The sequence below is a fragment of the Enterobacter sp. PP-008-ECC_S150 genome (genome assembly GCF_045257065.1).
Taxonomy (GTDB): Bacteria; Pseudomonadota; Gammaproteobacteria; order Enterobacterales; family Enterobacteriaceae; genus Enterobacter; species Enterobacter chengduensis.
Genome location: NZ_JBJHHG010000031.1, coordinates 11077 through 36258 on the forward strand (window position 1 = coordinate 11077; position 25182 = coordinate 36258).

Here is a 25182-nt window from a genome sequence, read left to right on the forward strand (position 1 = left end):
GGGGGCCGTGAAAGTATTCCTGTATCCACGGGTGCTTGAATCGCTCGACTGCCTCGATGCCGTCGTTGATGAGTACCTTCTGGTTCGCCAGGACCGCGACACGGTCGCATATGGTGTACAGCGTATCGAGGTCGTGGGTTACCAGAAACACCGTGAGACCCAGTGCATTGCGCAGGGTCAGAATCAATTGGTCGAAAGATGCAGCCCCGATTGGATCCAGTCCTGCGGTGGGTTCGTCAAGAAACAGGATGTTCGCATCAAGCGCCAAGGCTCTCGCCAGTGCTGCTCGTTTCACCATGCCTCCGGACAACGAGGCCGGATATTTGTCTCCCGCTCCGGCAGGCAACCCCACCAAGCCCAGCTTGCTTCTTGCCAAACGCTCGGCAAGAGGCCGCGCCAGACCGACATGCTCGATTAAAGGAAGAGCGACGTTCTCCAAGACGGTCAGCGATGAATACAACGCGCCCTTCTGGAACAGAATGCCGAACCTTCGCTCCATACGCGCGCGTGCAAGCCATTGGGCTCGCAGTAGGTCGCGCCCCCCGATACGGACCACGCCCGAATGCGGCTTCTGCAGCCCGACGATGCTACGCAAGAGCACGGATTTCCCGGTGCCTGATCCTCCCACCACGCCAAGGATTTCCCCGCGTCGCACGTCCAGGTCCAGGTCCTGATGGACCTGCTGGGTTCCAAACCTGTTGTCTAGGCCGCGCACTTCAATAGCGTGTCGCACACCGTTGTCGGTGTCTTCCTTCACCGCGCTCACCAGCCCATCTCCATGAAGAACAGTGCAGCGATGGCATCGATCAGGATCACCATGAAGATTGATTGCACAACACTAGAAGTCGTGTGGTCGCCTACCGACTCAGCGCTACCGGCGACCTTGAACCCTTCATGGCAGCCGATAGCGGCGATCATCACCGCGAAGAGCGGGGACTTGCTCATTCCGACAAGAAAATGGCGCACCTCGATTTTTTCCTGCACGATGGCAAGGAACTGTGCAGGAGGAATCTCCAAGCTCAGTGCGCATACAGTGGCGCCGCCCACAATGCCAGCCAAGATGCCTACTAATGTGAGCAGTGGCAAGGACACAAGAAGCGCCAGCACGCGTGGCAGCACCAGCAACTCGATGGGGTCGAGCGCGTTGGAGCGAAGCGCATCGATCTCTTCATTTGCCTTCATCGAACCGATTTGGGCGGTATACGCGCTTGCGGTACGGCCTGCAATCAATATGGCCGGGAGCAGCACTCCGAACTCGCGCATGAACGAGAAGGCGACCAGATGCACCGAGAAGATGCTCGCACCGAAGTTGGCCAGCACCGTTGCGCCCAGGAACGCCACCACCATTCCTACCATGAAGCTCAGTAGCGCCACGATGGGAATGGCGTCCACCGCTGACCGCTGGATTTGAGCGATCACCGAGGTCGTGCGCCAGCGACGCGGGTGACGAACGGTACGGCTCCATGTTTCGATGATCTGACCCACGAACCCGGCCAGACCAAGACACGCACGACAGCCCTGTTCCACGGTCAGGCCTATGCGTCCCAGACCGCGGAGCAGAGGATTCCCGCTCACCGCTGCTTTGTCCGTCTTCTGCTGAGCGGTAGCAGCGGCGGCAAGCGCTTTCATTAGGGCGAGGCGATCCGGGGACAGATTTGGAGCTGCCTCCGGCCGGTCGAGTATCGAGTCTGGCCCGAGAATTTCCACCAGCAGAGCCGCGCCGGCGGTGTCCAGTCTCTGGACTTGCGTCCAGTCGAGCAAGGGAGTGGCGTACCCCTCGGCATGGCTGATGCGGGCGGCGGACACGGATTTTGCCAGACTGGCGTAGTGCTCTATCGTCCAGTCGCCACCCGCCAGCCATTTGTGATCACCGCCGACCATGGCATCCTGCCGGAGCCAAGCCTGTGAAGCGTTGCTCATGGCTGCGTGTCCCGCCAAGCGCTGTCGATGCGCTCGATGCAGTTCGTGATCGCCGCTTTGGCATGACCCAGCAATGTGTACGAACCGGCGAACTCTTTAATGACGTTGCCGCGCTCGAAGCAACTGGCGGCAGCAACGCGTCGTCCCGTACTTACATCGACTGCTTCGAACTCTAGGCTGGCACCGCCCGTCGTCACGGGTCCAACCAGCAGGGTCGTCATTGCATTGACTGCCCGATTCGGTGTCTGCAGTTCGGTGACCGCTACACGCACCCGAACCTGTCCCGTGCCACCTGGGGTGGCGGGACTTTTGCCTTCCTGGCGTTTCAGTTCGCTCGTCACATGGTCTAGCACTTCACGCTGCTGCGCGTCATCGAGCCCATCGATGCGACCCGAGGCGGTCTTGATCTGCGCATCTTCCACCACGACAGCGGCATAACGCTTGGGCTCGAATCCCGCTGCGCGGTACATCAGTACGTTCTCGTATCGTGTCGGCGATAACTTCTCGTAGTCGCCGAGAAATCCGGAGCGCGTCATGCTGTTGGTCGCGCATCCAGAGAGCGCGGCTGCTACGCAAAAAAAAATGCCGCCGCGGATCAATGCAGTTTTGCTCTTCATAATGGGTCTCCTTGATCAAACGAAACTAAGACAGGCAATGCCTGCTGCGATGAGGGCGGTGCCAGACCAGCGCGTCACTGATGCGAGATCGCCTAGCAAGAGGGCGCCGATACCCAAGTTTCCAAGTAGCCCGATTCCTGCCCAGGCTGCAGAGGCCGCGCTGATCGGAATCCGCTTGAGCGCGAGCCACAAAAGTGCGCCGCTGGCCGCCATGCACGTCACTGCCACACAGAGGCCGACCCAGCGCGTCGGACCGCCCGCCGTGATGGCCCGCAGGCCCAATGGATAGCCCGCTCCTAGAACCCCTGCGGCAATGACAATCGACCAGGATTTCCAGATCAGCGGATGGATGCTGAATCGCATAAGCCTAGCGAGACATACGGATGAAGCGTGGGTACATACGAATTCTGAGAATGCGCAGCACGAGGCGGTCCGCAAGAGACTCATGAGCGATCTCCATGCGCGGTGGCGGCACTCAGGCTCCACGGCCCAATTCGCTTGATTCCAAACAGGACTTCGTAAAGCAACGGAATCAAGCCCAACGTCACCAGCGTTCCGAGCGCCAGCCCACCGATCATCGCGATCGCCATCCCTGTCCATAACGGTCCGGAGAAGAGCATGAGTGGCACCAGTCCCGAAATGCAGGTGACCTTGGTCATCACGATTGGACGAAGTCGTTGTATCGCGGCCCCAACCAAGGCTTCATGGCGCGGCAGGCCTTCCGCTAAGCCCTGGTCGATGCGTTCCAGCAACAGCACGGCGTTGTTGACAATGATCCCGAACAAGGCCAGTACGCCGAAGGTCGCCATGAAGCTGAAAGGTGTGCCGGTTAGCTTCAGAGCCAATACCACGCCGATAAGCGTGAAAGGGATCGTCGCGAGGATCACACCGAGCTTGCGGAAGGAATTGAACTGCCATACGAACAGCATCAGCATCGCCAGAAATGCGAGGGGCATGTAGGTCGACAGCGCGGCGTTCGATTCGGCAGCTTCCTCGATCTCGCCGCCAAGTTCGACCGAGTAGCCCGCGGGCAGGTCCAAGGCAGCGACGCTAGGCACCAGGCGGTTGACGATCTCCTGGGCGGTGTAGGAGGTGTTCTGTCCTTGCACGGTGATCGTGCGGATGAGATTGCGCCGTTGGATGACCGATGGCTCGCTCGCGAGCGATACGTCTGCGACCTGGGCCAGCGTCACCGCCGGACCGCCGTTGCTGGGATAGATGAGCGTCGCGCCTACGTCTGCCGTGCTGCGACGCTCGCTTACGATGCTGCGCAGGACGATCGGAACGGAGGTGTCACCGTCGCGAATCACCGAGATCGATCGGCCGCTGTAGCGGACATCCAGCCCGCCAGCGATGTCTTCAGTCGTTACGCCCGCCCGACGCGCGCGGTCCTGGTCAACCTTTACGTCGATGCGGCCAATGCGCGTATCCCAATCGTTCTTGACGTTGATGGTTCCGGGCAGCTTGCGCAGTGCTGCTTCGATTTTGGACGCAGCCTCCAACAATACCTCCTCATCCGGACCGCTGACACGATAGATGGCGGTCCCTGATTCGGTCGCACCGAGCGAGAAGCGCTTGGGCTCGGCGCGCACGTCGCCATGTGCGTGCGCAAAGTAGCTGCGGGTTCGGGCGAGGACAGCGTCGATGTCGCTCTTCGGCTTCAGTGTGACAACGAAGTACGCGATGTTCGATGCCGGCAGCGGTGGATTCAGGCTAAGGATGAAGCGAGGTCCACCATCGGCGACGTAGCCGATGTGATCGGAGACTTCTGGATTGATGTTCTTGTCGCCCAGCCAACTACTGATCTGCTTCACGCGTGCGAGCGTTTCGCGCGAATCCGTACCTGGGGCGAGCTGCACCGGAATCTGGAACTGAAGCCGGTCGGACTTGGGCATGAAATCGTAAGGCAGGGTGGTGAAGCCATACAGCGCAATGGCAAGCGCCGCGATCATCGACGCTACATAGACCGCCTTATGGTGGAGAACCCACTCCAGTACGCGCCGGTAGCCACGGTAGAAGCGGGTGTCATACGCGTCGCCATGCTCCTGCTTGTGGTGGGGTTTGGCGAAGTGGTAGCACAACAGGGGCGTGACAGTCAGGCACAGCAGCCACGATGCGAACAACGTCAGTGCCAGCACGACCACGAGATTGTGCAGATACTCGCTCGTGGCGTTCTGGCCAAAAAAGAACGGCGAGAACACGATCACGATCACGAGCGAGGACGTGAGCAGCGGAATGGCGAGCGTGCGGCCCGCCTCGAGGCAGGCATGCTTACGATCTTCGCCACCGGCTAGGCGGCGTTCGATGTCTTCGGCAATCACAATGCCGTTGTCCACCAACAAGCCGAGCGCAATGATGATGGCGCCCATCGAGACGTTCTGAAGCTCGATGTTCATCGCGCGCATGACGATGAGTGCACTGAGGATCGTCAACGGCACGATCATGCCCACGATGATCCCGGTTCGCCAACCGAGGAATAGCACGACGACACCGAGGACGACGATGATCGTCTCCATCATGACGTGGTTCATTTTGCCCATCTCGTGCTTGACGACATCGGCCTGGAAAGTGACGTATGACAGATCGAAACCCGCCGGCAGCAGCTTCTCCTGGTCTGCAACCCGTGCTTTGAGCGCTTTTCCGAACTGCTCCACGTTTTGACCAGAGGCCATCGAAACCGCCATGACGACCGCGGGCTGGCCTTTGTAGATGGCGGCAGACTCCGGCGGATCGGCTGGCCGCACACTCACCTGCGCCAGTTCACCCAATGCGATCGTCGGCATGGGCGCCGTACTACTTTGCGGTCGCGGCAGCGCGATCGGCATTGCTCGCAGGGAGGGAGCGTCACTCACTTCGCCACTGACCGCCAAGGTTGCATTGATGCCGCCGACGACAATTTGTCCACCCGAAGCGACGACGTTCTGTTTGACGAGTTGGTCGATCACCCCCTGTGGTGTCAGCTCCAATCGCGCAAGCCTAGGCCGATCGAACTCGAGATAGACGCGCTCTTCCTGCAGGCCGTAGAAAGTGATGCGCTCAATACCAGGCACGGTGTACAGGCGGTCGCGCATCTGCTTGAGCGCGACGCGCATCTCGCTCATGGAGTAACCTGGTGCAGTGACCGCAATCGAGGCAACCGCGACGCGGCCGAAGTCTTCGTCGACGAAAGGCCCCATCGTGCCCTGTGGTAAGGCATCCTTCGAATCGGCGACCTTGGCCCGGACGCGCTGCCAGATCGGTGCCAAGTCGGTGTAGCGGTCCCAGATCGTGACCTGGATCATGGCGCTGCCTGCGCGCACGGTGCTCGTCACGCGCTTGACCTCTGCCAGTTCGCGCAAGCGCTCCTCGATCGGCCGGGCAATGAGTTGCTCAACGCGTTCGGCGGGCAGCCCCGGGTTCAACGCCGTGACCATCGCATCGCGGACCGTGACAGTCGGCTCCTCCTGAGAAGGAAAATTCAGGAAGGTCGCGATGCCGGCGACGAAAATGATAAGCGCTACAAAGTAGGTAAGTCGACTGGCGCGCAGCGCCATCTCGGTGATCTTCATGATGAAGTAACCTGGTGGATCGCGTTAGCGCTTGGTCAATTGAGTGGTGGCTTCCAGTGGTGTCACTGGCTGTCCATCGGTGAGCCATCCGCCTCCGGCGGCAACCACCGTCTCGCCGGGCTTAAGTCCAGCGAGGACGCGCGCGCTGTCTCCTTCCTGTGCCGGCGTGAAGTGCACCGCGCGACGGTGCACCTTCTTATCTGCAGGGGTGTAGACGAAGACGGAAGCCTCACCCGGCTTCGTGCCGAGCACCAGCGAGGCATAAGGGACGGATACAGTCTCGGGCCGAGAGGTCTTGGAGGTCGCCGCAGGTGCGTCGAGCACGACCTGTACGGGAATACCTGGCCGAAGTGCGCGCGCTTGCGCGTTATCTTCAGGCACTAGCACCACGGGTAGGAGCGAGCCATTTTCGGCGCGCAGACCGACACGACGTACCACCGCTCGGATTGGTTGTTCGGCTCCGCTCCAGAACAGTTCTGCGCGTTGGCCGACATCTATGTGAGGTGCCTGTGTAGTAGACGCGTTCGCGATGATCTCAGTGCCACTGCGCACACCGTCGACCTGAAATACCGGCGCACCAGCAGCAATGTCGGTGAACGCCAAAGCCAGCTTTTCCGCCACGACACCATCGAAAGGAGCGACGATCATCGTGCCACGTTGTGCTCGTTCGGCCAGGCCAAGCGCTGCCTTGGCAGTGCGCGCTTGGCCCTCTGCGACCGCTAGCTGCGCCTTGGCGCTCTCGAACGCAGCAGGGGAGATGACTTCGCTTTCGAGCAACCGGCGCTGTTGATCTGTCTGTACACGTCGATCCATCAGGCCGGCTTCGGCGGCCGCCAGGGATGCTTGCGCTTGCGTCACGCGAAGCCGGTCAGGTTCCGCATCAAGTTCTGCCATGACTTGACCGCGGGCGAACCGTTCACCCACGTCGACGTTCAACTTGGCGATCCGTCCTCCTGTTTCAAATCCTAGGATGCTGCGCTCGGTTGCTCGCGCCGAGCCAGTCAATTCGATGCGGGAGCTATGCGGAAGATCCGACTGCGCGGCGGCGAGCTTCACTGCGCGCGGAGGCTCGGATACGGTGGATTGCGAGTTTCCGCACCCTGAGACCAGGGTCGAAATGAATAGTGTGCAAGCAACCGTCAAGGAGCGCAGTGCGCACGCGGTCATGAAAGCTCTACGGACGCGACTCATGGGTGTCCTTTCGCAGGGATCAGTTCGAGATGGCCCGAGGCGAGATCCTGGAGCGCCCGAAAGAAATGCCGCCGCTCTGCGGGTGCGAGTATCGGCAGACCCAGGAGATCGGCGAACAGGGCGCCATCCAATGCCAGCATGATGAGTGCCGCGGTCTCGGTGCCACGCGGGGATCGACGCACGCGTTCGTACTGCACGCGATAACACTCGCGCAGTGGGTCGAGAAGTGTTGGATCTTCCGCAGCTGCCGCGAGCAGCGCTGCGCCCATCTTCTGCATCTCGTCGTCGGGTATCGCTTCCACCTGGCTCGACAGCCAGGGGTCCGGGTCTCCGGCAAACCTGCGCTCGTGATTGGCTTGTACCGCGTCGAACGCCCGGATCATCTCGTCGATCAGTGTCACGAACAAATCGCGTTTGGTCTTGAAATGATAGAGAAACGCCCCTTTGCTCAACCCGGCCCGCACGACGACGGCGTCCAGCGTCAGACGACTGGCGCCTTCCTCCAGCACCAGTTCGCGAGCGGCCTGCAGGATGCGCTCGCGAGTTAGCTGGGCTCCTTGCTGGAGAACGGGCTGCGCATCGGTGCTGCTATGGGCGGTGGACGGGGGGGGCAACTTTGTTTTCGCGCGAGGCGGCATGGTCGTGCTCCAAAAAAAGCTTGAGTCATATACAGTCCAGACGGTATAGTAGAAGGCGTAAAACAGTCCGTCAAGACTTTTTCGGAATGCAAGGACCTGCCATGTCTCAAATTCTTGAACGCTATCGCCTCATGGCCATGATTTCGCCGCTAATGCTTCTTGCGGCTTGCAGCCATGCTCCGCACTCTGCCGATCCGCCTCGCCTGGATGTACCGGCCCATTTCTCAAATGAAGAGGGAGGTGAAGGCATCCTGGACAAATCATCCCGCCGTACTCTTCCCGTCGACTGGTGGACGGCCTACGGCGATCCACAGCTCAATGTCCTAGTCCGGGCGGCGCTGGAGCGCAACACCGAACTGTCGATTGCGCGCGCGCGCGTCGACGAGGCCTCGGCCGCCACGCGGCGAGCACGGGCCTCCCTGCTCCCCTCGTTGTCCGCGGGCACGCAGGCAACTCGAGGACGCGACTATTCAGAGAACGTTGCGATCGGCAATGATGGCCGCGCCACGTTGTCTGCATCGTGGGAGGCAGACCTGTCGGGGCGGCTTTCGCAGGCAGCAGAAGGTGCGCGCCTGGATGCGGTGGCAGCCGAACAAGCGTGGGTTGCCACGCGTTGGCAGGTCGCGTTTGAAACAGTGTCGGCGGCTGTGCAGCAGCGCCAAGCCAGTGAACTCGAAGCGCTCGCCACGGCGCGGCTGGCATCCGCCGAGCGACTCGTCTTGCTGACACAACGGAAGTTCGAGGCCGGACAAGCTACCGGCTTCGACATCGAGCGAACCCGCTCCGGCGTCGTCGCACTGCGTGTGGAGCAAGAGCAACTTCGGCGTGCGCGCGGCGAGGCGACGCATGCACTTGATGTACTAGCGGGACAAACGCCCGGAGCGTCTGCAGCTTCTCCGACTCTTGCTTCACTCGCCGCCCCCAATTGGACACCGACACGCATACCTGCGGACCTGCTGAGTGAGCGGCCCGACGTGCGCGCCGCCGAAGCGAAGTTCGCAGCCGAAACCGCGCGCTGGAACGCAGCCGAAGGCGAACGCTTCCCTAAGCTGGTGTTGGACCTGAGCGGCGGACGGCAGCGCGTTGAGAGTGCGGGGACGCGCATTACCGGCAACATTTTTTCACTTGGGGCCGGGGTTTCGTTGCCGATCTTCGATGGTGGCGCGATCCGTGCCGGCATCGAGACCGGAGAGGCCCGCAGCCGAGCTGCGCGCGCGGAGTTCGAGCGCACTTTGTTGAGTGCATTGCAGGACGTAGAGAACGCATACCTCGGTTGGCATACGCAGCACGCCGCACTGGAGCATCAGACCGAGGGGGTCGCAGTCGCGGAGCGTCAGCTCGATCGCAGCCGCCGTCTGTTTGAGGCGGGACAAGTGGACGCCACGGTGGTGGCCGAGGCTGAGGCGGGGGTGATGTCAGCGCAGGCTTCGCTGATCCGCACGCGGGCCGAGACAGCCGTGCAATGGGGTGTGCTGGCAAAAGCACTATCCGGCCCACCTGTTTGATCGGGGAAGCTTGCTGGAGCAGCTTGCGAAGGCTAGATAGCGTGGCGCAAGGCGAAGGTGGTGAGGCCTAAGTGAGGAGGAATGCGAACATGGAAATTCGGCATCTGCGCTACTTTCTAGCGGTGGCAGAGGAACTGCACTTTGCCCGAGCCGCAGAGCGCCTCCACATCGAGACATCGCCGCTGTCGCGCGCCATCAAAGAGCTTGAAGAGGAGTTGGGCGTAGCGCTATTTGCGAGAACCACTCGGAGCACCCGCTTGACTCGTGCAGGCAGACTCTTCTTTGAGAGCGTACCCCGTGTCTTCGCAGCTTTGCAGCAGGCGCGCGACAGTGTGAACGCCGCAGCCAATGGCTTTCATTGCCAGCTCCGTATTGCATTGTCTGATGGAATCACGCCATCGCGCCTGCCTGCGTTGTTGGCGCTCTGCCGGCAGGAAGAGCCGGAAGTGGAAGTTCGCTTCTTCGAAGTGCCTTTGTCACAGCAAATCAAGGGATTGTGTGGCGAACTGTACGATCTCGGCTTCGCTCAATCGGATGAAGTCGGCGAAGGCATCATCGCCGTGCCGGTGTGGAGTGACCCTCTGATGGTAGCTGTGCCCGCACGGCACCCCTTGCTATCCCACAAACAGATTCCCCTGGAAGAGCTGTTGCGGTATCCGCTGGTGCTCTGCGACGCGGTGGCGTGTGAGGGCCATGCTCGGCAAGTTGAACGGGTGCTACGTCGCGTGGACATTGAGCCTCTAATTGCCGAACGCGTGACTTCCAGCGATCTAATGATGGTCCTGGTTTCGGCGGGACTTGCACTAGGCCTCACAGGAGGTGCGCATATTACTGCCAGCAGGGAACAGGGTGTGGTCGCACGGCCGCTGACTGGAGGTTCGCCCATGCTCACGACCTATCTGCTACGACCGGCCAGCGAGCCGTCAGAAATACTGACTCGCTTCATGGAACGCGTTCATTCGATCAAATCTCCAGACGCCAAAAGTCGGCGGTAAACCATCACACAATCTCCCAAGGAAACTTAACCATGAAGAAGATTGCTCTCATATTGCTTTCCTCGACACTGGCAGCCTGCAGCCCATCCGGGAAACCAGATAAAGGCAACCTTCCGACGGTCGATGAATTAGCGCTCAATCCTGAGCGGCTGAAAAAGTTGCGCCAGCAATGCAAGTTGGATCGTCCTATGCTGGGCGACCAACTATGTAACCGGGTTGCCGAGGCTACGCGAAAGCGCTTTTACGAAGATGGCGATGTGCCCTACACCACACCTAAAGAGCCGCCGAAGTTCTAAGCTGGTGGTCACGCTGGAGTATGTATGCCGGATATGAAAAACTTGAAGGAGAATTGCAATGGGCTGGATCTATCTTGTTTTGGCTGGATTGTTTGAAATCGGATGGCCGGTCGGGCTGAAAATGGCGCAAGAGCCAACATCGCGTTGGAGTGGGGTCGCAGTAGCCGTCTCTTTCATGACAATTAGCGGCGCCTTCCTATGGCTTGCTCAGCGTCAGATACCGATTGGGACTGCTTATGCGGTGTGGACGGGTATCGGAGCGGCGGGAACGTTCTTAGTCGGAATTCATTTCTATGGCGACCCAACCTCCCTGATGCGATACCTTGGCGTGGCGCTGATCATCCTGGGCGTTATCACGCTCAAGTTATCGAGTTGAGTACTAGCTCCTTTGATAGCGTAGTCACTGGGACACCCTGCGACACAGACTGGATCGGGTTCTGGGAACTCGCACGGTCACCTCCTCCTAGTCGTTATATGTGGTGAGCTTGCCGCAGCCTCGGGAGAGTTCGAGCCAGTGCGCGTAAGGCGGTGGAGCAGCCATTCCGGGTGCTCCACCTTCAGCTCCTGCAAAGGTGGAGAAAGAGTGTGGGTTGGCTAGCATGGCGCGGCCAAGAATCACCAAACCCATCTACCTGCCAGCGATCACGTGCTCGGCCATTCGCGGATCGTCGATGCCCCAACTCACTGCCACAGGTAGCCCAGTCTCGCGGCTCATGCGTTTGGCAAAGGGGCTGACGCGACGGCCGGCAACCAGCGGCTGGCCATTCGCTTCCTTGACATTAACCAGTCCGGCTCGGCCGTGGCAGGCCGCCGCGACCACCCTGCCGTCAGCCCAAGCGCCCGACAGCAGATTGACGAGCGCCCCGCTCCGGGTAAGTCCCACATGGTGCCATGGCCGCCGGGCAGGAACATCACCGCACCCCCTTCCGGGGCGATGCTGTCGATCTTCAGCGAGCCTTCGAGCTTGTCCATCGACACCTTGTCATCGAGGAAGCATTCCACGCTCGGCGGGTTCATGCCTTCGCTCGCTATGGAATGAGGATCCACCGGAATCTCGCCGCCGGCGATTGACGCAATATCCACATTGGCACCTGCATCGACCAAGGCGTAGTACGGGGTGGACTGTTCCTCGAACCACACGCCGGTCAGGCGCGGGTCGTCGCCCATCGTTGCCTGCGAAGTCAAAACCAGCAGAATCTCGAGGGGAGTTCCCATCATGGTTTTCTCAGTTCAGACGCTTGGGATCAAGCGGCCAGCGACCATTACGCCTGCTTGGCTTTGCGCGCTGTCTCGACCAAGCTGTCGAGCCAGTCCTGATGGCCGTTGATCATCGGGTTGGGTTTGGCGTTGTGCAGCTCCTCGGCCGGCTTGCCCTTCTGCGTTTCCTGCGTGAGGATGCGCACGCGCCCGCCGTCCAGGTTCTCGACCAGCCAGGCGTGATGCACATCCAGGCGCGTATCTGTGCCTTCCTCGCCGGACCAGCCGTGCCAGGCCACGCGGCCGGGTTGCCCATCCGCAGGTGCCACGTACTCGTTGCACTGCCCCTCTACCGGGAAGCCGAAGGTCTCGAAATAAAATCGATCGCCGTCGGCCAGTACCGGGCCTTTGCCGCCATGAAAGCGCACGTTAGCCGAGTTGGCGTAGTAGCTTGGCCACAGCGATGGTGTGACGAGTAGCGGCCATACGTCGGCCGCGCTCAAGCCGGCGGCGATGATCTCATTAGAGGCGAAATTCTCAGTAAAGCCCGGCGTGTAGCCTTCGGGCCAGAGGATGGCGTTCTGTTGCTTGCTCATATCGAAGCTCCTTCACAAAATGTCAATGACGCAACAGGGGTGGCTGCGTCATTCAAGTGGTCATAGAGCAATCATGAGCCTCCCTGTGAAATAAGTGAAATCCTAATTTTTTATTTTTGAAATCATATAATTTGATATCAGCGTCTAGGTTCTGCCATCCGCCGACAAGGCTATCTCGCAGCGGTGCTACGAAAGGGTCCGTCTCCAATTGAGCCGGCTGATTGCATATTTGTAGTGCGAGGCAGAGTTGTGCTGAGCATGACGATGAGAGCCATCTTGCCTACTTGTTGTTAGCACAGGAAGTGAACAGCAGTGCTCGTATCCAGCGATGTGCTGGATCGTGATGGGTGCGTTCGTGCCAAGCAGCCGTCTTGGTGAACCCCGGTATCTTCATCGGCGGCAGGGAGATAGCCAGCTTGTCCATACCGGCGACCAAGCGGCTCGGCAAGATCGCGACCATGTCACTGGCACGCAGGATGTCTGGCAAGATCAGAAAGCTCTTGACCGACAGTGTGACGCTTCGTTGTTTGCCCAACTGTTCTAGCGCATCGTCGGTGACGCCGCGGAAACCTCCACCATCGTAGGAAACAAGCGCATGGTCGAGAGCACAGAACTGCTTAACTGTCAGCTTGCGCCCCATAGCCGCTGGATGGTCTTCCCGCAGGACACACACGTAGTGCTCCTTGAATAGCTCTCGGGCATGCAGATTTGGCGGAGTGATCTCTGGCGTCAGGAGGGCTAGATCGATTTGACCGCGCTCAAGCTGGTTCTGTAGCAGTCCGCTCTCGACTGGCACTAATGAGACTCGAACGCGCGGTGCGTGCTGTTTGAGTGCCGATAGAAATGGGACAGCAATGGCACGCAGCGCATAGTCCGTCGCGGCGATGGAGAAGGTCAGTTGTGCGGTGGCCGGGTCGAAAGAAGGTGGCTGGAGCAGCGCGTCGATTTCCGCTAGCACCTGTTTGACAGATATCCCTATGTCTAGCGCCCGCTGCGTCGGAACGATGCCCCGCTGCGCACGCGCGAACAGCGGGTCGCCGAAGCTTTCACGCAGCCGCGCAAGCATGCCGCTCAAGGCCGGTTGGGTTAGTCCAAGACGTGCTGCCGCCCGTGTCACGTTGCGTTCGTCCAACAATACGTCCAGCGCCTTGAGTAAGTTGAGATCCATGCTCTTGATATCTTTCATTCTTATCCAGATTTCAATAAATAATTCTTTCCCATGATATCTAGATTCTGCTCATGAGGGGAGCGAGACCCAGCGAGAATTTTTTTCTGGGCAACCTCTTGGAAACTCCAAATGCGCCATAGGGTGCTTTAGTTTGCGGCGTTTGTCTTCGACTCGCCCCGCCGCTCATTCTTTCTTTTCCCTCGACCGTTGTGCTCAAAACGGTCTTTGACGGGCACCCACGCGGCACCGATCCTCGCTCTATGCGGCACGTTCCTGTGCCGCTTTTGAACGAGGAATCAGTGCAGGGAAATCGGAGGCCAGTCAATGCAAGCTCAGGGCGTACTGTTCGGGCAGATCGCCGCCGTATTCGGCATCGTGATCGCCGGCGTGTGGGGTGCAACGCAATGGACAGCCGCCGCCCTGGGCTATCAACTACGCCTTGGCTCGCCATGGTTCGACTTCTTTGGAACCCCGGTCTATCACCCTTGGCGGCTGTTCGAGTGGTGGTTCTTCTTTGATGCCTACGCGCCGCACGTCTTCGATATCGGCGGGGCCATCGCGGGTGGAAGTGGTCTGGTGGCCGTGGTGGTCGCCATCGCCATGTCGGTGTGGCGCTCGCGGCAAGCGCGCCTTGTCACCACCTACGGTTCGGCACGCTGGGCCGATGCGGAAGACATACGCAAAGCTGGGCTGATCCAGCCCGACGGGGTTTTCCTCGGGCTGCATCGCGGCCAGTACCTCCGCCATGAAGGCCCGGAACACGTCCTGACCTTCGCACCAACGCGCTCGGGCAAGGGTGTGGGCCTGGTCGTTCCCACCTTGTTGAGTTGGCCCGCATCCGTCGTCGTTCACGACATCAAAGGCGAGAACTGGACGCTCACCGCAGGCTGGCGTTCGCGGTTTAGCCACTGCCTCCTGTTCAACCCCACGGATGCGCAGTCGGCAGCCTACAACCCGCTGCTGGAAGTGAGGCGCGGCCCGCACGAAGTGCGCGACGTGCAGAACGTGGCCGACATTCTTGTCGATCCCGATGGCGCACTCGAACGCCGGAACCATTGGGAAAAGACCAGTCACGCGCTGTTGGTCGGCGCCATCCTGCATGTGCTGTACGCAGGCGAGGACAAGACGCTGCGCGGCGTCGCCAACTTCCTCAGCGACCCGGCGTGTCCGTTCGAGCTGACGCTGCACCGGATGATGACGACGAAGCACCTGGGCGATGCGCCTCACCCGGTTGTCGCATCCGCTGCCCGCGAAGTGCTTAACAAGTCGGACAACGAGCGATCGGGCGTGCTCTCCACCGCCATGTCGTTTCTCGGCCTGTACCGCGACCCGACCGTGGCCGAAGTCACATCGCGCTGCGATTGGCGCATCGCCGACCTGATTTCCGCCGAGCACCCGGTATCGCTCTATCTGGTGGTGCCGCCCTCCGACATAAGCCGCACCAAGCCGCTGATCCGGCTCATCTTGAACCAGATCGGGCGGCGGCTGACCGAATCGCTCGACGGCAGCGATGGCATCGCGCGCCGGCACAAGCTGCTGCTGATGCTGGACGAGTTTCCGGCGCTGGGCCGCCTCGATTTTTTCGAGTCCGCGCTTGCCTTCATGGCCGGGTACGGCATCCGCAGCTTTCTCATCGCTCAAAGCCTGAACCAGATCGACAAGGCGTATGGGCAGAACCATTCCATCCTCGACAACTGCCATGTCCGGGTGACTTTCGCCACCAACGACGAAAGGACGGCGAAAAGGATTTCAGAAACCCTCGGCACCGCCACCGAGCTTCGCGCGCAGCGCAACTACGCCGGCCACCGGCTCGCTCCGTGGCTGGGGCACCTGATGGTGTCGCGTCAGGAAACTGCACGGCCGCTGTTGACGCCCGGCGAGGTGATGCAGCTTCCACCTGATGACGCCGTGGTCATGGTGTCCAGCGTCGCCCCGATCCGCGCGAAGAAGCTGCGCTACTACGCCGACGCCAATTTCAAGAATCGCGTCCTGCCACCGCCCGCGCTCGTAGCCGGGAGGTACGCCGACGCGCCGCCAGCCCGCCCCGACGACTGGAGCGGCTTGGCGATCCCGGCCGTACCTGCGGCGCCGGCCTCGGCATCCGCCGATGGCCTGGGCGGCACCGATGACGGCGGCCCACGCCGCCAGCCCGAACTCTCCGAAACCGTCGCCTACGACCCCGAGCCGGACGCACATGCGAACGACCTGGCGCTGCTCGATGACGACGACCTGGCGCTGCCGCTTCCCGGCCAGCTCGACCCGGCCATGCAGCGCACGGCCCGGCTGGCTTCCCTCGACCCCAACGACGGAATCGACCTATGAGCCAATACCGCCTCAATCTTTTCATCCAGCCCGAGCACGCCCAGCGCCTGGACGAACTGGCCGCCAAGAAAGGCGTGTCCAAGTCGTCCATCGTCGCAGCGGCCTTGGCGTCCTGGCTGTCGCCCGATGCTGGCGACCAGCGCGAGGCCGCCATTGCCAAGCGGTTGGATCGACTGTCGCGGCAGACCGAACGCCTGGAGCGCGACCAGAACATCCAGATCGAAACGCTGGCGCTGTTCATCCGCTACTTCCTGACCGTCAGCACGCCGGTGCCCGAAGCCCATCAGGATGCGGCACGCGCCCAGGGCAAGGTGCGCTTCGAGCAGTTCGTCGAACAGTTGGGTCGCCACCTTCTGCGTGGCCGCAGTCTGGTGCGCGACGTGGTGGAGGAACTGCACCCCGATCCGATGCAGATGGATGACGCAGCAGCGATGGCCTCCGCCCATGAACGAACTGCGGAGCGTGCGTCATGAGTGCCGTTCCACAGATCCAGCCCGAACCTCGCTCATCCGCAGCAGCGTCCCAGGATCGCCGCATCCAGATGCTGCGCACTGCAATGGGGCCGCTGATCGCCGCTGCGCTCGAAGACCCGGATGTGGTGGAAATCATGCTCAACCCCGATCGCACCCTGTGGGTGGATCGGCTGTCGTCGGGTCGCTCGCCGCTGGGCGTGGAGATGCCCGAGGCCGATGGTGAACGCATCATCCGCCTGGTCGCCGCGCATGTCGGCGCGGAGGTGCATCGCGGCCAGCCGCTCTTGACCGCCGAGTTGCCGGAAACCGGCGAGCGTTTCGAGGGCATCCTGCCTCCGGCCGCCCCGGGGCCAGCCTTCGCGCTACGCAAGCGGGCCGTGAGCATCATCGGCCTGGATCGCTACGTGGCCGACGGCATCCTGACCGCCGGGCAGGCCGAGTTCCTGCGCCGCGCCGTGCGCGAGCGGCAGAACATCCTAATCGCCGGCGGCACCAGCACCGGCAAGACCACGCTGGCGAACGCGCTGCTGGCCGAGATCGCCGCCACAGGCGACCGCGTGCTGGTGCTCGAAGACACCATCGAGCTGCAATGCGCGGCCCGCGACCATGTGCCGCTGCGCACCCGCGCCGGCGTCGTCACCATGACCGAGCTGGTGCGGGCCACGATGCGCCTGCGGCCTGACCGCGTGATCGTCGGCGAGGTGCGCGGCGGCGAAGCCCTCGACCTCATCAAAGTGTGGGGCACCGGCCACCCCGGCGGCATTGCGACCATCCATGCCGGCTCCGCGCTGGGCGCGTTGCTGCGCCTCGAACAGTTGATTCTCGAAGTCGCTGTGAATCCGCCGCGGGCGCTGATCGCCGAGGCGGTCAACGTCGTCATCAACATCGCCGGACGCGGCCGCAAGCGCCACGTCGAAACCATCGCCCGTGTCGTCGGCTTCGACGGCACCGGCTATCGCCTGGCGGACGCACTGGAAACGCCGTTTCCCGAGCTGACGCCGGTTCCTCTCGCAGCCGACGCCGCTGCACATTCCCGTCCCCCAACCAACTTGGAGAACTGCCATGACGCACGTTGATTCTTTCCGCTTTTCCGTAAATCCGCTTCCTCGCCTGTCCGGCCTGGCGCGGCTGCGCAGCCTCACCCGCCCTGCGAGGCAGGGGCTGCTGCTGGCCGCGCTGCTGCTGTTGCTGGCCGGAACGGCGCAAGCCGCCGGTTCCTCGATGCCGTGGGAGGGGCCCTTGCAGTCGATTCTGGAGTCGATCCAGGGGCCGGTGGCACGCATCGTCGCGGTCATCATCATCATCGCCACGGGCCTGGCGCTGGCCTTCGGCGACACCAGCGGCGGCTTTCGCAAGCTGATCCAGATCGTGTTCGGGTTGAGCATCGCGTTCGCCGCTTCCTCGTTCTTCCTGTCGTTCTTCTCGTTCTCCGGCGGGGCCGTCGTATGAGTACGGCCAGCGACCTTCCAGGCTTCGAGGTGCCGCTGCATCGCTCGCTGACCGAGCCAATCCTGCTGGGCGGCGCGCCGCGCACCGTGGCAATTGCCAACGGCACGCTGGCCGCCGCCGTCGGGCTGGGCCTGCAACTGTGGATTCCCGGCGTGGTGCTCTGGATCGTCGGCCACTCGCTGGCCGTATGGGGTGCGCGCGTCGATCCGCAGTTCATGCAGGTCTTCGCGCGGCATATCAAACACCGCCCGCTTCTGGACGTGTGAGGGGAGGACGCCATGCTGAACCTTGCCGAATATCGTCAGCGCCCGGCCTTGCTTGCCGACTGGCTGCCCTGGGCCGGGCTGGTCGCGCCGGGCGTTGTGCTGAACAAAGATGGTTCGTTTCAACGCACGTTCCAGTTTCGCGGCCCCGACTTGGACAGTGCGACACAGGGCGAGCTGATTGCCACGTCGGCGCGGCAGAACAACGCGCTTCGCCGTACCGGGTCTGGCTGGGCCTTCTATATCGAGGCCGAGCGGATGCGGGCATCGAGCTATCCGCAATCCTCCTTTCCCGAACCACTGTCCTGGCTGGTGGATGAGGAGCGACGCGCGGCGTTCGAGGAGTCGGATGGCCATTTCGAGAGCGTCTATCACTTCACGTTGCAACACCTACCGCCGCAAGAGTCTCGCGCCCGTGCGGCTGGGATGCTGTACGAGAACCGGCCCACTGAGGGTGTGGACTGGCGTGGTCGGCTTGATTCCTTCGTGGCAGAGACCGATCGCGTGTTCGACCTGCTCGATGGTGTGATGCCGGAGATTGCCTGGCTGGACGATAGCCAGACGCTGACCTACCTGCATGCCACAGTCTCCACCCGGCGCTATCGCGTCGGCGTGCCCGACGTGCCGTTCCATATCGACGCACTGCTTGCCGATGCCGCGCTGGTCGGCGGCCTGGCGCCCATGCTGGGCGATCAGCACCTGCGCGTGGTGTCGGTACGAGGCTTCCCGACCTCGACCTGGCCGGGGATCTTGGACGACCTCAACCGCCTGGGCTTTGCGTATCGCTGGAGTACGCGCTTCCTGTGCCTGGACAAAGCCGAGGCGGAACGGGAATTGGGGCGCTTGCGGCGCCAATGGTTCGCCAAGCGCAAGAACGTCATCGCGCTGCTGCGCGAAACGATCTTTCAGCAGGAAAGCCCGCTGGTCGATACCGATGCCAGCAACAAGGCCGCCGACGCCGATGCCGCCTTGCAGGAGCTGGGCAGCGATCAAGTCGCCTTCGGCTACCTCACCGCCACGGTGACGGTGCTCGACGCCGACCCGGCCGTGGCCGACGAGAAGCTGCGCATGGTGGAGCGCGTCATCCAGGGCCGGGGTTTCGTGACCATCCCCGAAACCCTCAACGCAGTCGATGCCTGGCTGTCGTCCGTCCCCGGCAACGCATACGCGAACGTGCGTCAGCCCATCGTTTCGACGCTGAACCTGGCGCACATGATGCCGATGTCAGCGGTATGGGCTGGGCCGGAGAAGAACGAACACCTCGATGGCCCGCCGCTGATCGTCACCCGCACCGATGGCGCGACGCCGTTCCGGCTGGTGACGCACATCGGCGACGTGGGGCACACCCTTGTCGCCGGGCCGACCGGCATGGGCAAGTCGGTGCTGCTCGCCATCTTGGCCATGCAGTTCCGGCGCTACTTCGGCTCGCGGATCTTCGCCTTCGACATGGGCCGCTCGATGCGCGCCACCATCTTCGGCCTTGGCGGTGAGCACTATGACCTCGGCGCCGATGGCGGCATCGCCTTCCAGCCACTCGCGCGAATTGCCCACGAGGGCTACCGCACCTGGGCCGCCGAATGGGTGGAGGGCCGGCTGCTGCACGAAGGCGTGACGGTCGGCCCGGACGAGAAGGCTGCCATCTGGTCGGCGCTGAGAAGCCTTGCCGGTGCGCCGGTGGAGCAGCGCACCATGACCGGCTTGTCGGTGTTATTGCAGTTTAACGCGCTGCGCCAAGCGCTCGCGCCCTATGTGCTGGGCGGCGCACACGGCAAGCTGCTGGACGCTGACCACGACCGGCTGGGCATGGCCGACGTGCAGGGCTTCGAGATGGAAGAACTGATGCACAGCCCGGCCGCCGTGCAAGCGGTGCTGCGCTACCTGTTCGCCCGCTTCGACGAACGTTTCGACGGCGCGCCCACGCTGTTGATCCTCGATGAAGCGTGGCTGTTCCTCAATGAGCCGTCCTTCGCGGCCCGCATCCGGCAATGGCTCAAGACGCTCAGAAAAAAGAACGTCAGCGTCATCTTCGCCACGCAGTCGCTGGCCGACATCAAGGACTCGACCATCGCGCCAGCCATCATCGAAAGCTGCGCGAGCAGGATCTTCTTACCTAACCCGCAGGCCACCGAGCCGCAGATTCGCACGATCTACGAAGGCTTCGGCTTGAGCAGCCGCCAGATTGAGATCGTGGCGACCGCCCAGCCCAAGCGCGATTACTACTACCAGTCGCGCCTCGGCAATCGCCTGTTCGACCTCGACCTGGGGCCTGTCGCGCGCGCATGCGCGAGTGCATCCACCCCTCACGCCCAACGCGACATTGACCGCGTGCTGACGCAGGCCGGCGCTCCCGGCTTCGCCGGCGCGTGGCTGCGCCATCGCGGCCTCGGCTGGGCCGCCGACCTGCTGCCGTCCGCTCCGGCGGCAGCTTCCTTTCTCGCTTCTCAACCGCTGGAGGTTTCGCCATGATGACCAAGCCCCGTTTGCTCTCTGTCTCACTCGCTGCTGTGCTGTCGGTATCGCTGTTGGCCGTGCAGCCCGCATCCGCGCTGACGGTGTTCGACCCGTCCAACTTCGTGCAGAACACGCTGACCGCCGTGCGCACGCTGGAACAGATCAACAACCAGATCAACCAGCTCCAGAACGAGGCGCAGATGTTGATGAACCAGGCCAGGAACCTGGCAAATCTCGACTTCAACATCGTCAACCGCCTGCGCTCGACGCTCGCCACCACCGAGCGCCTGATCGCCGAGGCGCGCGGCTTGGCCTACGACGTGCAGAGCATGGATGCCACGTTCGCCCGCCTGTACCCGGAACAGTACGCCTCCACCATCAGCGGCGACCGCATGGCACAGGATGCCCGCGAACGCTGGCAGAACACCTTGAACGGCCTGCACACCGCGATGCGGATGCAGGCGCAGGTGTCGCAGAACCTCGCCCAAGACGAAAGCGCGCTGGCCGACCTCGTGAGCCAGAGCCAGTCGGCCACCGGCGCGCTGCAAGCGATGCAGGCGACGAACCAGCTCCTGGCTTTGCAGGCCAAGCAGTCGATCCAGGCGCAGCAGCTCCAGATCACGCAAGACCGGGCCGCTTCGCTGGAACTGGCGCGGCAAGCGGCGGCTATGGAGCGCGCCCGCGAAGTGCGGCGGCGCTTCCTCGGCACCGGCACGCCGTACACGCCGCAGTCCGTCAACTTCTACAACAACTGACCGGAGGCGGCCATGCGATGCGCTTCCGTCCTGCTGGCCGTGCTGCTGACCGCGTGCGGCCAGCAGCCGGCCGAGAACCTGGCCGACGCCCTGGCCGCAGATCCGGTGCGGCTCAAGGCGTTGCGCGGGCAATGCGCGGTCGACCGGCAGGCCATGGGCGAGGATGCCTGCCGCGCCGCCGCCGAAGCCTTCCGGCGGCGCTTCTTCGCCGGCCATACCGGGCCGGATGAATACAACTCGCTGGCTGAACTCCCGCCGATTCCGCCGAGCTTCGATACGCCCGCAGATGAATTGCCAGAGGGCGCCGTTCCGCTCACTCCGCCCGAGGATTCGCCATGAACGACGTGACCATCATCGACCGTTTCCTCGATACGTTCTCGCGCTACATCGACTCGGGCTTCGGCTTATTGCAGGGCGAAGTGGCATTTCTCACCGCCACGCTCATCGTCATCGACATGACGATCGCTGGCCTGTATTGGGCCATGAGCCACGCCACCGGCCAGGGCGACGACGTGATCGCCAAGCTGCTGCGCAAGGTGCTCTATGTCGGCGCGTTCGCCTACATCATCGGCAACTTCAACTGGCTGGCGAGCATCGTGTTCCGCTCGTTCGCCGGCTTGGGAATCACCGCTACCGGCTCGGCCATCACGATGGAGAACTTTCTTCAGCCGGGCCGGCTGGCGAAGACCGGCATCGACGCAGCCGCGCCGATTCTGGAACAGATCGGGGACATGGCTGGGTTCCCCGAGGTGTTCGTGAACATCGACCCTATCGTGGTTCTGTTCATCGCCTGGCTGGTGGTGATCCTCTGCTTCTTCGTGCTGGCCGTACAGCTTTTCATCACGCTGATCGAGTTCAAACTGACTACGCTCGCCGGCTTCGTCTTGATCCCGTTTGCACTCTGGAACAAGACCTCGTTCCTCGCGGAAAAGGTGCTAGGCAACGTGGTGTCGTCAGGCATCAAGGTCTTGGTGCTGGCCGTCATCGTCGGCATTGGTTCCGGGCTGTTTGCCGAGTTCCAGGTACATCCCGACGAACCATCAATCGACCACGCGCTGGTCGTGATGCTGGCCTCGCTCGCGCTGCTGGCGCTGGGCATTTTCGGCCCCGGTATCGCCACCGGCCTGGTGTCCGGTGCGCCACAGCTTGGTGCGGGCGCGATGGCTGGTGCTGCGGTCGGGGCTGTCGGCACCGGCGTTGCCATCGGAGCCGCCGCAACGGGAGTGGGCGGCGCCGTCATGGCTGGGGCACGAATGGCCCCGGCGGCCGCAAAGCTGGCCGGTGCCGGCGCGCGTGCCGCGACTTCGGCGGCCGGCAGTGCCCGATCGGCGTTCCAGGCCGGTTCCGCTGCGGCCGGCGGCGGTGCCAAGGGCGCGGCGGCTGGCCTCGGCAATGTCGCCAAGACCGGCGCACAAGCCGCAGGCCGCAGCGTCACCTCTGGTGCTTCCGCTGTTGGGCAGAAGGTGGCCGACTCCTTCCGCGCTGGCTGGAACGGCACAGAAGCCGGCAGCGACGGTGCTGGCCGCGGCCAGACCGCAGACGGCACCGCAGGCTCGCAGAAGCAAGAGCAACCGGCCTGGGCCAAGCGGATGCACCGCCGCCAGCAGGCTACCCATGCCGCGACCACTGCCGCCCACACGCTGCGCGGGGGCGACGGCGGCGGCTCCGGGCAAGGCCCGAGCCTGCGGGATTCCGATACCTAACCTTCAAGGAGAACACCCATGCGATTCAAACGACCGCAGGTGCGCTACGCCGATACGCCGCAGCCTGCCACCCCGTATCAAGCCGCCGCCCAGGTGTGGGACGACCGTATCGGCTCCGCCCGCGTGCAGGCGAAGAATTGGCGCCTGATGGCCTTCGGCTGTCTAGTGCTCGCGCTGTTGATGGCCGGCGGCCTGGTGTGGCGCTCGGCGCAGTCCATCGTGACGCCCTATGTCATCGAGGTCGATCAGGCCGGGCAGGTGCGCGCTGTAGGTAAGGCCGCTACGCCGTATCGGCCCGGCGACGCGCAGATCGCGCACCACCTGGCGCGCTTCGTGACGCTGGTTCGCTCGCTGTCCATCGACCCCATCGTGGTGCGGCAGAACTGGCTCGATGCCTACGACTACACCACCGACAAGGGCGCGGCGGTGCTCAACGACTACGCCCGCACCAATGACCCATTCGCCCGCATCGGCAAGGAATCGGTAACGGTGCAAATCACCAGCGTGGTTCGCGCCAGCGACACGTCTTTCAACGTGCGCTGGACAGAGCAGCGCTATGTCAACGGTGCGCCCGCCGGCACCGAACGCTGGAACGCCGTGCTTTCGACCGTCCTGCAAACCCCGCGTACTGAACAGCGCTTGCGCAAGAACCCATTGGGTATCTACGTCAACGGCCTGTCATGGAGCCGCGAACTGGATTCTTCCGAAGGAGCCAAACCATGAAACTTCGTTTCTGCCTTTACGTTTTTCCTTTGACGCTGCTGGCCCTCGCGGGCTGCGCCTCGCAGGGCAAGCCGCCGCCGTCCATCTCGCTCGACGAGCCGGTGCTGGCCCAGCCATTGCCCGAACCGCCCAAGCCCGTCGAAGTCGTCGCCGTCCCTGAACCGCTGGCGCTGCCGGCGCAGTTGAAGCCGCTGCCGGAACTCGATGAGGCCCCCGTTGCGCCGGAGCCGGCCGACGAAAAGGTGCGCGTTTCCCGTGCCAATGCAGAAGCGCGTATCGCGCCTACCCGTGAGGGCTACGTCAACGCGATTCAGGTGTGGCCGTTCACCGATGGCGCGCTTTATCAGGTCTATGCGTCGCCGGGGCGCGTGACGGTGGTTTCGCTTCAACCGGGCGAGGAACTGGTGACGGTCGCCGCCGGCGATACCGTGCGCTGGATCGTGGGCGACACGTCCAGCGGCGGCGGGGCCGATCTGCGCGTCAATGTGCTGGTCAAGCCCATCCGTTCCGGCCTGAAAACCAATCTCGTCATCACCACCAGTCGGCGCACCTACCTGCTGGAGCTGACCTCGACCGAGAAGGCATGGATGGCGTCGGTATCCTGGGACTACCCGAAAGACCGGATGCTCGCGTTGCAGCGCCAGGCGCAGGCTGCGCAGGCGACAACGCCTGTCGATACGGGCCTGTCGCTGGACAAGATCCGCTTCCGCTACGCGGTATCGGGCAGCAACCCGCCGTGGAAGCCGCTACGCGCCTTCGATGATGGAGAGAAGGTCTATATCCAGTTTCCGGCGGGCATCGCCCAGGGCGAGTTGCCGCCGCTGTTTGTCATCGGCGCGCAGGGCGACGGGCAATTGGTGAACTACCGTTTCCGCGCGCCGTACTACGTCGTGGATCGCCTGTTCGGCGCGGCCGAACTGCGGCTGGGCGGCGACGGCGGCGACGTGGTGCGGATCGAGCGCACCGATGGCGTTGCGCGGAGGAACTGACCATGAGCCAGGATGACACTCCCGACCTTGCCGCGCCGCAGGCGGCGGGCAAGATCGCTCCCGAGGCGGTCGCGCTTCGCGCCCAGCCGCGCCCGGTCACGCGCCTGAATCGGCGCACGCTGGCCATCCTCGCCGGCGTCCTGGCGGTGGCCGTGCTCGGCGCGGTGATGTGGTCGCTGCAACCTCAGCGGCGCGGTGCGGGCGAGCAGACCGAGCTTTACAACGTCGATCGTGTCTCGAAGTCTGAAGGACTGGATGCGCTGCCGACGGACTACTCCAAGCTGCCGCCGGCGTTGCCGCCTGCCGTTCCCGAACTGGGGCCGCCGCTGCCGGGCGATCTTGGCCCGGCCATCGTGAAGTCGCAGCAGCCGGCGCCGGCCCCC

Annotated in this window: 24 protein-coding genes and 2 pseudogenes; 16 read left to right on the forward strand and 10 right to left on the reverse strand. The window is 62.9% G+C overall.

The window, feature by feature from the left end; genetic code table 11:
* The 7 genes from ACJBF3_RS23625 to ACJBF3_RS23655 all read right to left on the reverse strand — a co-directional run.
* Positions 1-766 (reverse strand): ABC transporter ATP-binding protein (locus ACJBF3_RS23625; RefSeq protein ID WP_406545287.1); only part of this gene is annotated, 766 nt, incomplete at its 3' end.
* The gene (locus tag ACJBF3_RS23630; protein WP_016487831.1) at positions 763-1920 is read right to left on the reverse strand and encodes an ABC transporter permease; all 1158 of its coding nucleotides are present in this window, start codon (positions 1918-1920) and stop codon (positions 763-765) included. The genes ACJBF3_RS23625 and ACJBF3_RS23630, both read right to left, overlap by 4 nt.
* Positions 1917-2537, reverse strand: coding sequence for a DUF3313 family protein (locus ACJBF3_RS23635; RefSeq protein ID WP_016487830.1), 621 nt, complete (start codon positions 2535-2537; stop codon positions 1917-1919). The genes ACJBF3_RS23630 and ACJBF3_RS23635 overlap by 4 nt, the downstream gene beginning before the upstream one ends.
* A 15-nt stretch (positions 2538-2552) precedes the next feature.
* Entirely contained in the window at positions 2553-2900 is a 348-nt protein-coding gene (locus ACJBF3_RS23640) for a multidrug efflux SMR transporter (RefSeq protein ID WP_032665245.1), read from the reverse strand.
* 80 nt (positions 2901-2980) lie between these two features.
* The gene (locus ACJBF3_RS23645) at positions 2981-6085 is read right to left on the reverse strand and encodes an efflux RND transporter permease subunit (protein WP_016487828.1); all 3105 of its coding nucleotides are present in this window, start codon (positions 6083-6085) and stop codon (positions 2981-2983) included.
* Positions 6086-6109: 24 nt separating this feature from the next.
* Positions 6110-7141 (reverse strand): efflux RND transporter periplasmic adaptor subunit, encoded by a 1032-nt coding sequence (locus ACJBF3_RS23650; protein ID WP_406545288.1) that lies wholly within the window; start codon positions 7139-7141, stop codon positions 6110-6112.
* A 131-nt stretch (positions 7142-7272) separates the two neighbouring features.
* On the reverse strand, positions 7273-7914 hold the full coding sequence (locus ACJBF3_RS23655) for a TetR/AcrR family transcriptional regulator (RefSeq protein ID WP_028689677.1): 642 nt from the start codon (positions 7912-7914) through the stop codon (positions 7273-7275).
* Between the two features lie 101 nt (positions 7915-8015).
* On the opposite strand from ACJBF3_RS23655, the gene ACJBF3_RS23660 reads away from it, so the two are divergent.
* The 4 genes from ACJBF3_RS23660 to ACJBF3_RS23675 all read left to right on the forward strand — a co-directional run bounded on the left by ACJBF3_RS23660 (position 8016) and on the right by ACJBF3_RS23675 (position 11086).
* Positions 8016-9419: an efflux transporter outer membrane subunit gene (locus tag ACJBF3_RS23660; RefSeq protein WP_016487825.1), complete on the forward strand. Its 1404-nt coding sequence runs from the start codon at positions 8016-8018 to the stop codon at positions 9417-9419.
* Between the two features lie 89 nt (positions 9420-9508).
* Complete coding sequence (locus ACJBF3_RS23665) at positions 9509-10414, forward strand: LysR family transcriptional regulator (RefSeq protein ID WP_006378999.1); 906 nt, start codon at positions 9509-9511, stop codon at positions 10412-10414.
* A 32-nt stretch (positions 10415-10446) separates the two neighbouring features.
* A complete protein-coding gene (locus ACJBF3_RS23670) occupies positions 10447-10710 on the forward strand; it encodes an EexN family lipoprotein (RefSeq protein ID WP_016487824.1) in 264 nt (87 codons plus the stop codon).
* 58 nt (positions 10711-10768) lie between these two features.
* On the forward strand, positions 10769-11086 hold the full coding sequence (locus ACJBF3_RS23675; protein WP_000539741.1) for a multidrug efflux SMR transporter: 318 nt from the start codon (positions 10769-10771) through the stop codon (positions 11084-11086).
* A 335-nt stretch (positions 11087-11421) separates the two neighbouring features.
* Here ACJBF3_RS23675 and ACJBF3_RS23680 read toward each other — a convergent pair whose 3' ends face one another.
* The 3 genes from ACJBF3_RS23680 to ACJBF3_RS23690 form a co-directional block, all read right to left on the reverse strand.
* Positions 11422-11928 (reverse strand): hypothetical protein, encoded by a 507-nt coding sequence (locus ACJBF3_RS23680; RefSeq protein WP_006378996.1) that lies wholly within the window; start codon positions 11926-11928, stop codon positions 11422-11424.
* 44 nt (positions 11929-11972) lie between these two features.
* A complete protein-coding gene (locus ACJBF3_RS23685) occupies positions 11973-12503 on the reverse strand; it encodes a polyketide cyclase (RefSeq protein ID WP_016487823.1) in 531 nt (176 codons plus the stop codon).
* Between the two features lie 280 nt (positions 12504-12783).
* Positions 12784-13689 carry a LysR family transcriptional regulator gene (locus ACJBF3_RS23690; protein ID WP_006378991.1) on the reverse strand — a complete coding sequence of 302 codons (906 nt, stop codon included), beginning with the start codon at positions 13687-13689 and terminating at the stop codon, positions 12784-12786.
* A 306-nt stretch (positions 13690-13995) separates the two neighbouring features.
* Between ACJBF3_RS23690 and ACJBF3_RS23695 the strand changes: the two genes are divergently transcribed.
* The 12 genes and pseudogenes from ACJBF3_RS23695 to ACJBF3_RS23750 all read left to right on the forward strand — a co-directional run.
* Positions 13996-15993 (forward strand): conjugal transfer protein TraG, encoded by a 1998-nt coding sequence (locus ACJBF3_RS23695; protein ID WP_406545289.1) that lies wholly within the window; start codon positions 13996-13998, stop codon positions 15991-15993.
* Positions 15990-16466 carry a CopG family transcriptional regulator gene (locus ACJBF3_RS23700; protein ID WP_006378865.1) on the forward strand — a complete coding sequence of 159 codons (477 nt, stop codon included), beginning with the start codon at positions 15990-15992 and terminating at the stop codon, positions 16464-16466. The genes ACJBF3_RS23695 and ACJBF3_RS23700 overlap by 4 nt, the downstream gene beginning before the upstream one ends.
* Positions 16463-17532: pseudogene (gene trbB / locus ACJBF3_RS23705) on the forward strand (P-type conjugative transfer ATPase TrbB). Before ACJBF3_RS23700 ends, trbB begins: the two are co-directional and overlap by 4 nt.
* Positions 17529-17915, forward strand: coding sequence for a TrbC/VirB2 family protein (locus ACJBF3_RS23710; RefSeq protein WP_006378803.1), 387 nt, complete (start codon positions 17529-17531; stop codon positions 17913-17915). Before trbB ends, ACJBF3_RS23710 begins: the two are co-directional and overlap by 4 nt.
* Positions 17912-18181 (forward strand): VirB3 family type IV secretion system protein, encoded by a 270-nt coding sequence (locus ACJBF3_RS23715; protein WP_006378802.1) that lies wholly within the window; start codon positions 17912-17914, stop codon positions 18179-18181. The genes ACJBF3_RS23710 and ACJBF3_RS23715 overlap by 4 nt, the downstream gene beginning before the upstream one ends.
* A 12-nt stretch (positions 18182-18193) precedes the next feature.
* On the forward strand, positions 18194-20644 hold the full coding sequence (gene trbE / locus ACJBF3_RS23720; RefSeq protein ID WP_406545290.1) for a conjugal transfer protein TrbE: 2451 nt from the start codon (positions 18194-18196) through the stop codon (positions 20642-20644).
* The gene (gene trbJ, locus ACJBF3_RS23725) at positions 20641-21384 is read left to right on the forward strand and encodes a P-type conjugative transfer protein TrbJ (RefSeq protein WP_006378800.1); all 744 of its coding nucleotides are present in this window, start codon (positions 20641-20643) and stop codon (positions 21382-21384) included. Before trbE ends, trbJ begins: the two co-directional genes overlap by 4 nt.
* 12 nt (positions 21385-21396) lie before the next feature.
* Positions 21397-21723 carry a hypothetical protein gene (locus ACJBF3_RS23730; RefSeq protein ID WP_006378798.1) on the forward strand — a complete coding sequence of 109 codons (327 nt, stop codon included), beginning with the start codon at positions 21397-21399 and terminating at the stop codon, positions 21721-21723.
* Positions 21720-23087 (forward strand): P-type conjugative transfer protein TrbL, encoded by a 1368-nt coding sequence (trbL, locus tag ACJBF3_RS23735; RefSeq protein WP_006378795.1) that lies wholly within the window; start codon positions 21720-21722, stop codon positions 23085-23087. Before ACJBF3_RS23730 ends, trbL begins: the two co-directional genes overlap by 4 nt.
* Before the next feature lie 18 nt (positions 23088-23105).
* Complete coding sequence (trbF, locus tag ACJBF3_RS23740) at positions 23106-23810, forward strand: conjugal transfer protein TrbF (protein WP_006378793.1); 705 nt, start codon at positions 23106-23108, stop codon at positions 23808-23810.
* A complete protein-coding gene (gene trbG, locus ACJBF3_RS23745; protein ID WP_016487821.1) occupies positions 23807-24799 on the forward strand; it encodes a P-type conjugative transfer protein TrbG in 993 nt (330 codons plus the stop codon). The genes trbF and trbG overlap by 4 nt, the downstream gene beginning before the upstream one ends.
* 2 nt (positions 24800-24801) lie before the next feature.
* Positions 24802-25182 (forward strand): annotated as a pseudogene (locus tag ACJBF3_RS23750) (conjugal transfer protein TrbI); the annotation flags it as partial.

What these genes read in the sequence shown, in the direction of transcription:
- ACJBF3_RS23700 (WP_006378865.1), top strand. Translation starts at nt 15,990, where the DNA reads ATGAGCCAATACCGCCTCAATCTTTTCATCCAGCCCGAGCACGCCCAG.
- ACJBF3_RS23680 (WP_006378996.1), bottom strand. Translation starts at nt 11,928, where the DNA reads ATGATGGGAACTCCCCTCGAGATTCTGCTGGTTTTGACTTCGCAGGCA.
- ACJBF3_RS23710 (WP_006378803.1), top strand. Translation starts at nt 17,529, where the DNA reads ATGACGCACGTTGATTCTTTCCGCTTTTCCGTAAATCCGCTTCCTCGC.
- trbJ (WP_006378800.1), top strand. Translation starts at nt 20,641, where the DNA reads ATGATGACCAAGCCCCGTTTGCTCTCTGTCTCACTCGCTGCTGTGCTG.
- trbG (WP_016487821.1), top strand. Translation starts at nt 23,807, where the DNA reads ATGAAACTTCGTTTCTGCCTTTACGTTTTTCCTTTGACGCTGCTGGCC.
- ACJBF3_RS23690 (WP_006378991.1), bottom strand. Translation starts at nt 13,689, where the DNA reads ATGAAAGATATCAAGAGCATGGATCTCAACTTACTCAAGGCGCTGGAC.
- ACJBF3_RS23645 (WP_016487828.1), bottom strand. Translation starts at nt 6,085, where the DNA reads ATGAAGATCACCGAGATGGCGCTGCGCGCCAGTCGACTTACCTACTTT.
- ACJBF3_RS23655 (WP_028689677.1), bottom strand. Translation starts at nt 7,914, where the DNA reads ATGCCGCCTCGCGCGAAAACAAAGTTGCCCCCCCCGTCCACCGCCCAT.
- trbL (WP_006378795.1), top strand. Translation starts at nt 21,720, where the DNA reads ATGAACGACGTGACCATCATCGACCGTTTCCTCGATACGTTCTCGCGC.
- ACJBF3_RS23630 (WP_016487831.1), bottom strand. Translation starts at nt 1,920, where the DNA reads ATGAGCAACGCTTCACAGGCTTGGCTCCGGCAGGATGCCATGGTCGGC.
- ACJBF3_RS23675 (WP_000539741.1), top strand. Translation starts at nt 10,769, where the DNA reads ATGGGCTGGATCTATCTTGTTTTGGCTGGATTGTTTGAAATCGGATGG.
- ACJBF3_RS23660 (WP_016487825.1), top strand. Translation starts at nt 8,016, where the DNA reads ATGTCTCAAATTCTTGAACGCTATCGCCTCATGGCCATGATTTCGCCG.
- ACJBF3_RS23715 (WP_006378802.1), top strand. Translation starts at nt 17,912, where the DNA reads ATGAGTACGGCCAGCGACCTTCCAGGCTTCGAGGTGCCGCTGCATCGC.
- ACJBF3_RS23635 (WP_016487830.1), bottom strand. Translation starts at nt 2,537, where the DNA reads ATGAAGAGCAAAACTGCATTGATCCGCGGCGGCATTTTTTTTTGCGTA.
- trbF (WP_006378793.1), top strand. Translation starts at nt 23,106, where the DNA reads ATGCGATTCAAACGACCGCAGGTGCGCTACGCCGATACGCCGCAGCCT.
- ACJBF3_RS23695 (WP_406545289.1), top strand. Translation starts at nt 13,996, where the DNA reads ATGCAAGCTCAGGGCGTACTGTTCGGGCAGATCGCCGCCGTATTCGGC.
- ACJBF3_RS23640 (WP_032665245.1), bottom strand. Translation starts at nt 2,900, where the DNA reads ATGCGATTCAGCATCCATCCGCTGATCTGGAAATCCTGGTCGATTGTC.
- ACJBF3_RS23685 (WP_016487823.1), bottom strand. Translation starts at nt 12,503, where the DNA reads ATGAGCAAGCAACAGAACGCCATCCTCTGGCCCGAAGGCTACACGCCG.
- ACJBF3_RS23730 (WP_006378798.1), top strand. Translation starts at nt 21,397, where the DNA reads ATGCGATGCGCTTCCGTCCTGCTGGCCGTGCTGCTGACCGCGTGCGGC.
- trbE (WP_406545290.1), top strand. Translation starts at nt 18,194, where the DNA reads ATGCTGAACCTTGCCGAATATCGTCAGCGCCCGGCCTTGCTTGCCGAC.
- ACJBF3_RS23670 (WP_016487824.1), top strand. Translation starts at nt 10,447, where the DNA reads ATGAAGAAGATTGCTCTCATATTGCTTTCCTCGACACTGGCAGCCTGC.
- ACJBF3_RS23665 (WP_006378999.1), top strand. Translation starts at nt 9,509, where the DNA reads ATGGAAATTCGGCATCTGCGCTACTTTCTAGCGGTGGCAGAGGAACTG.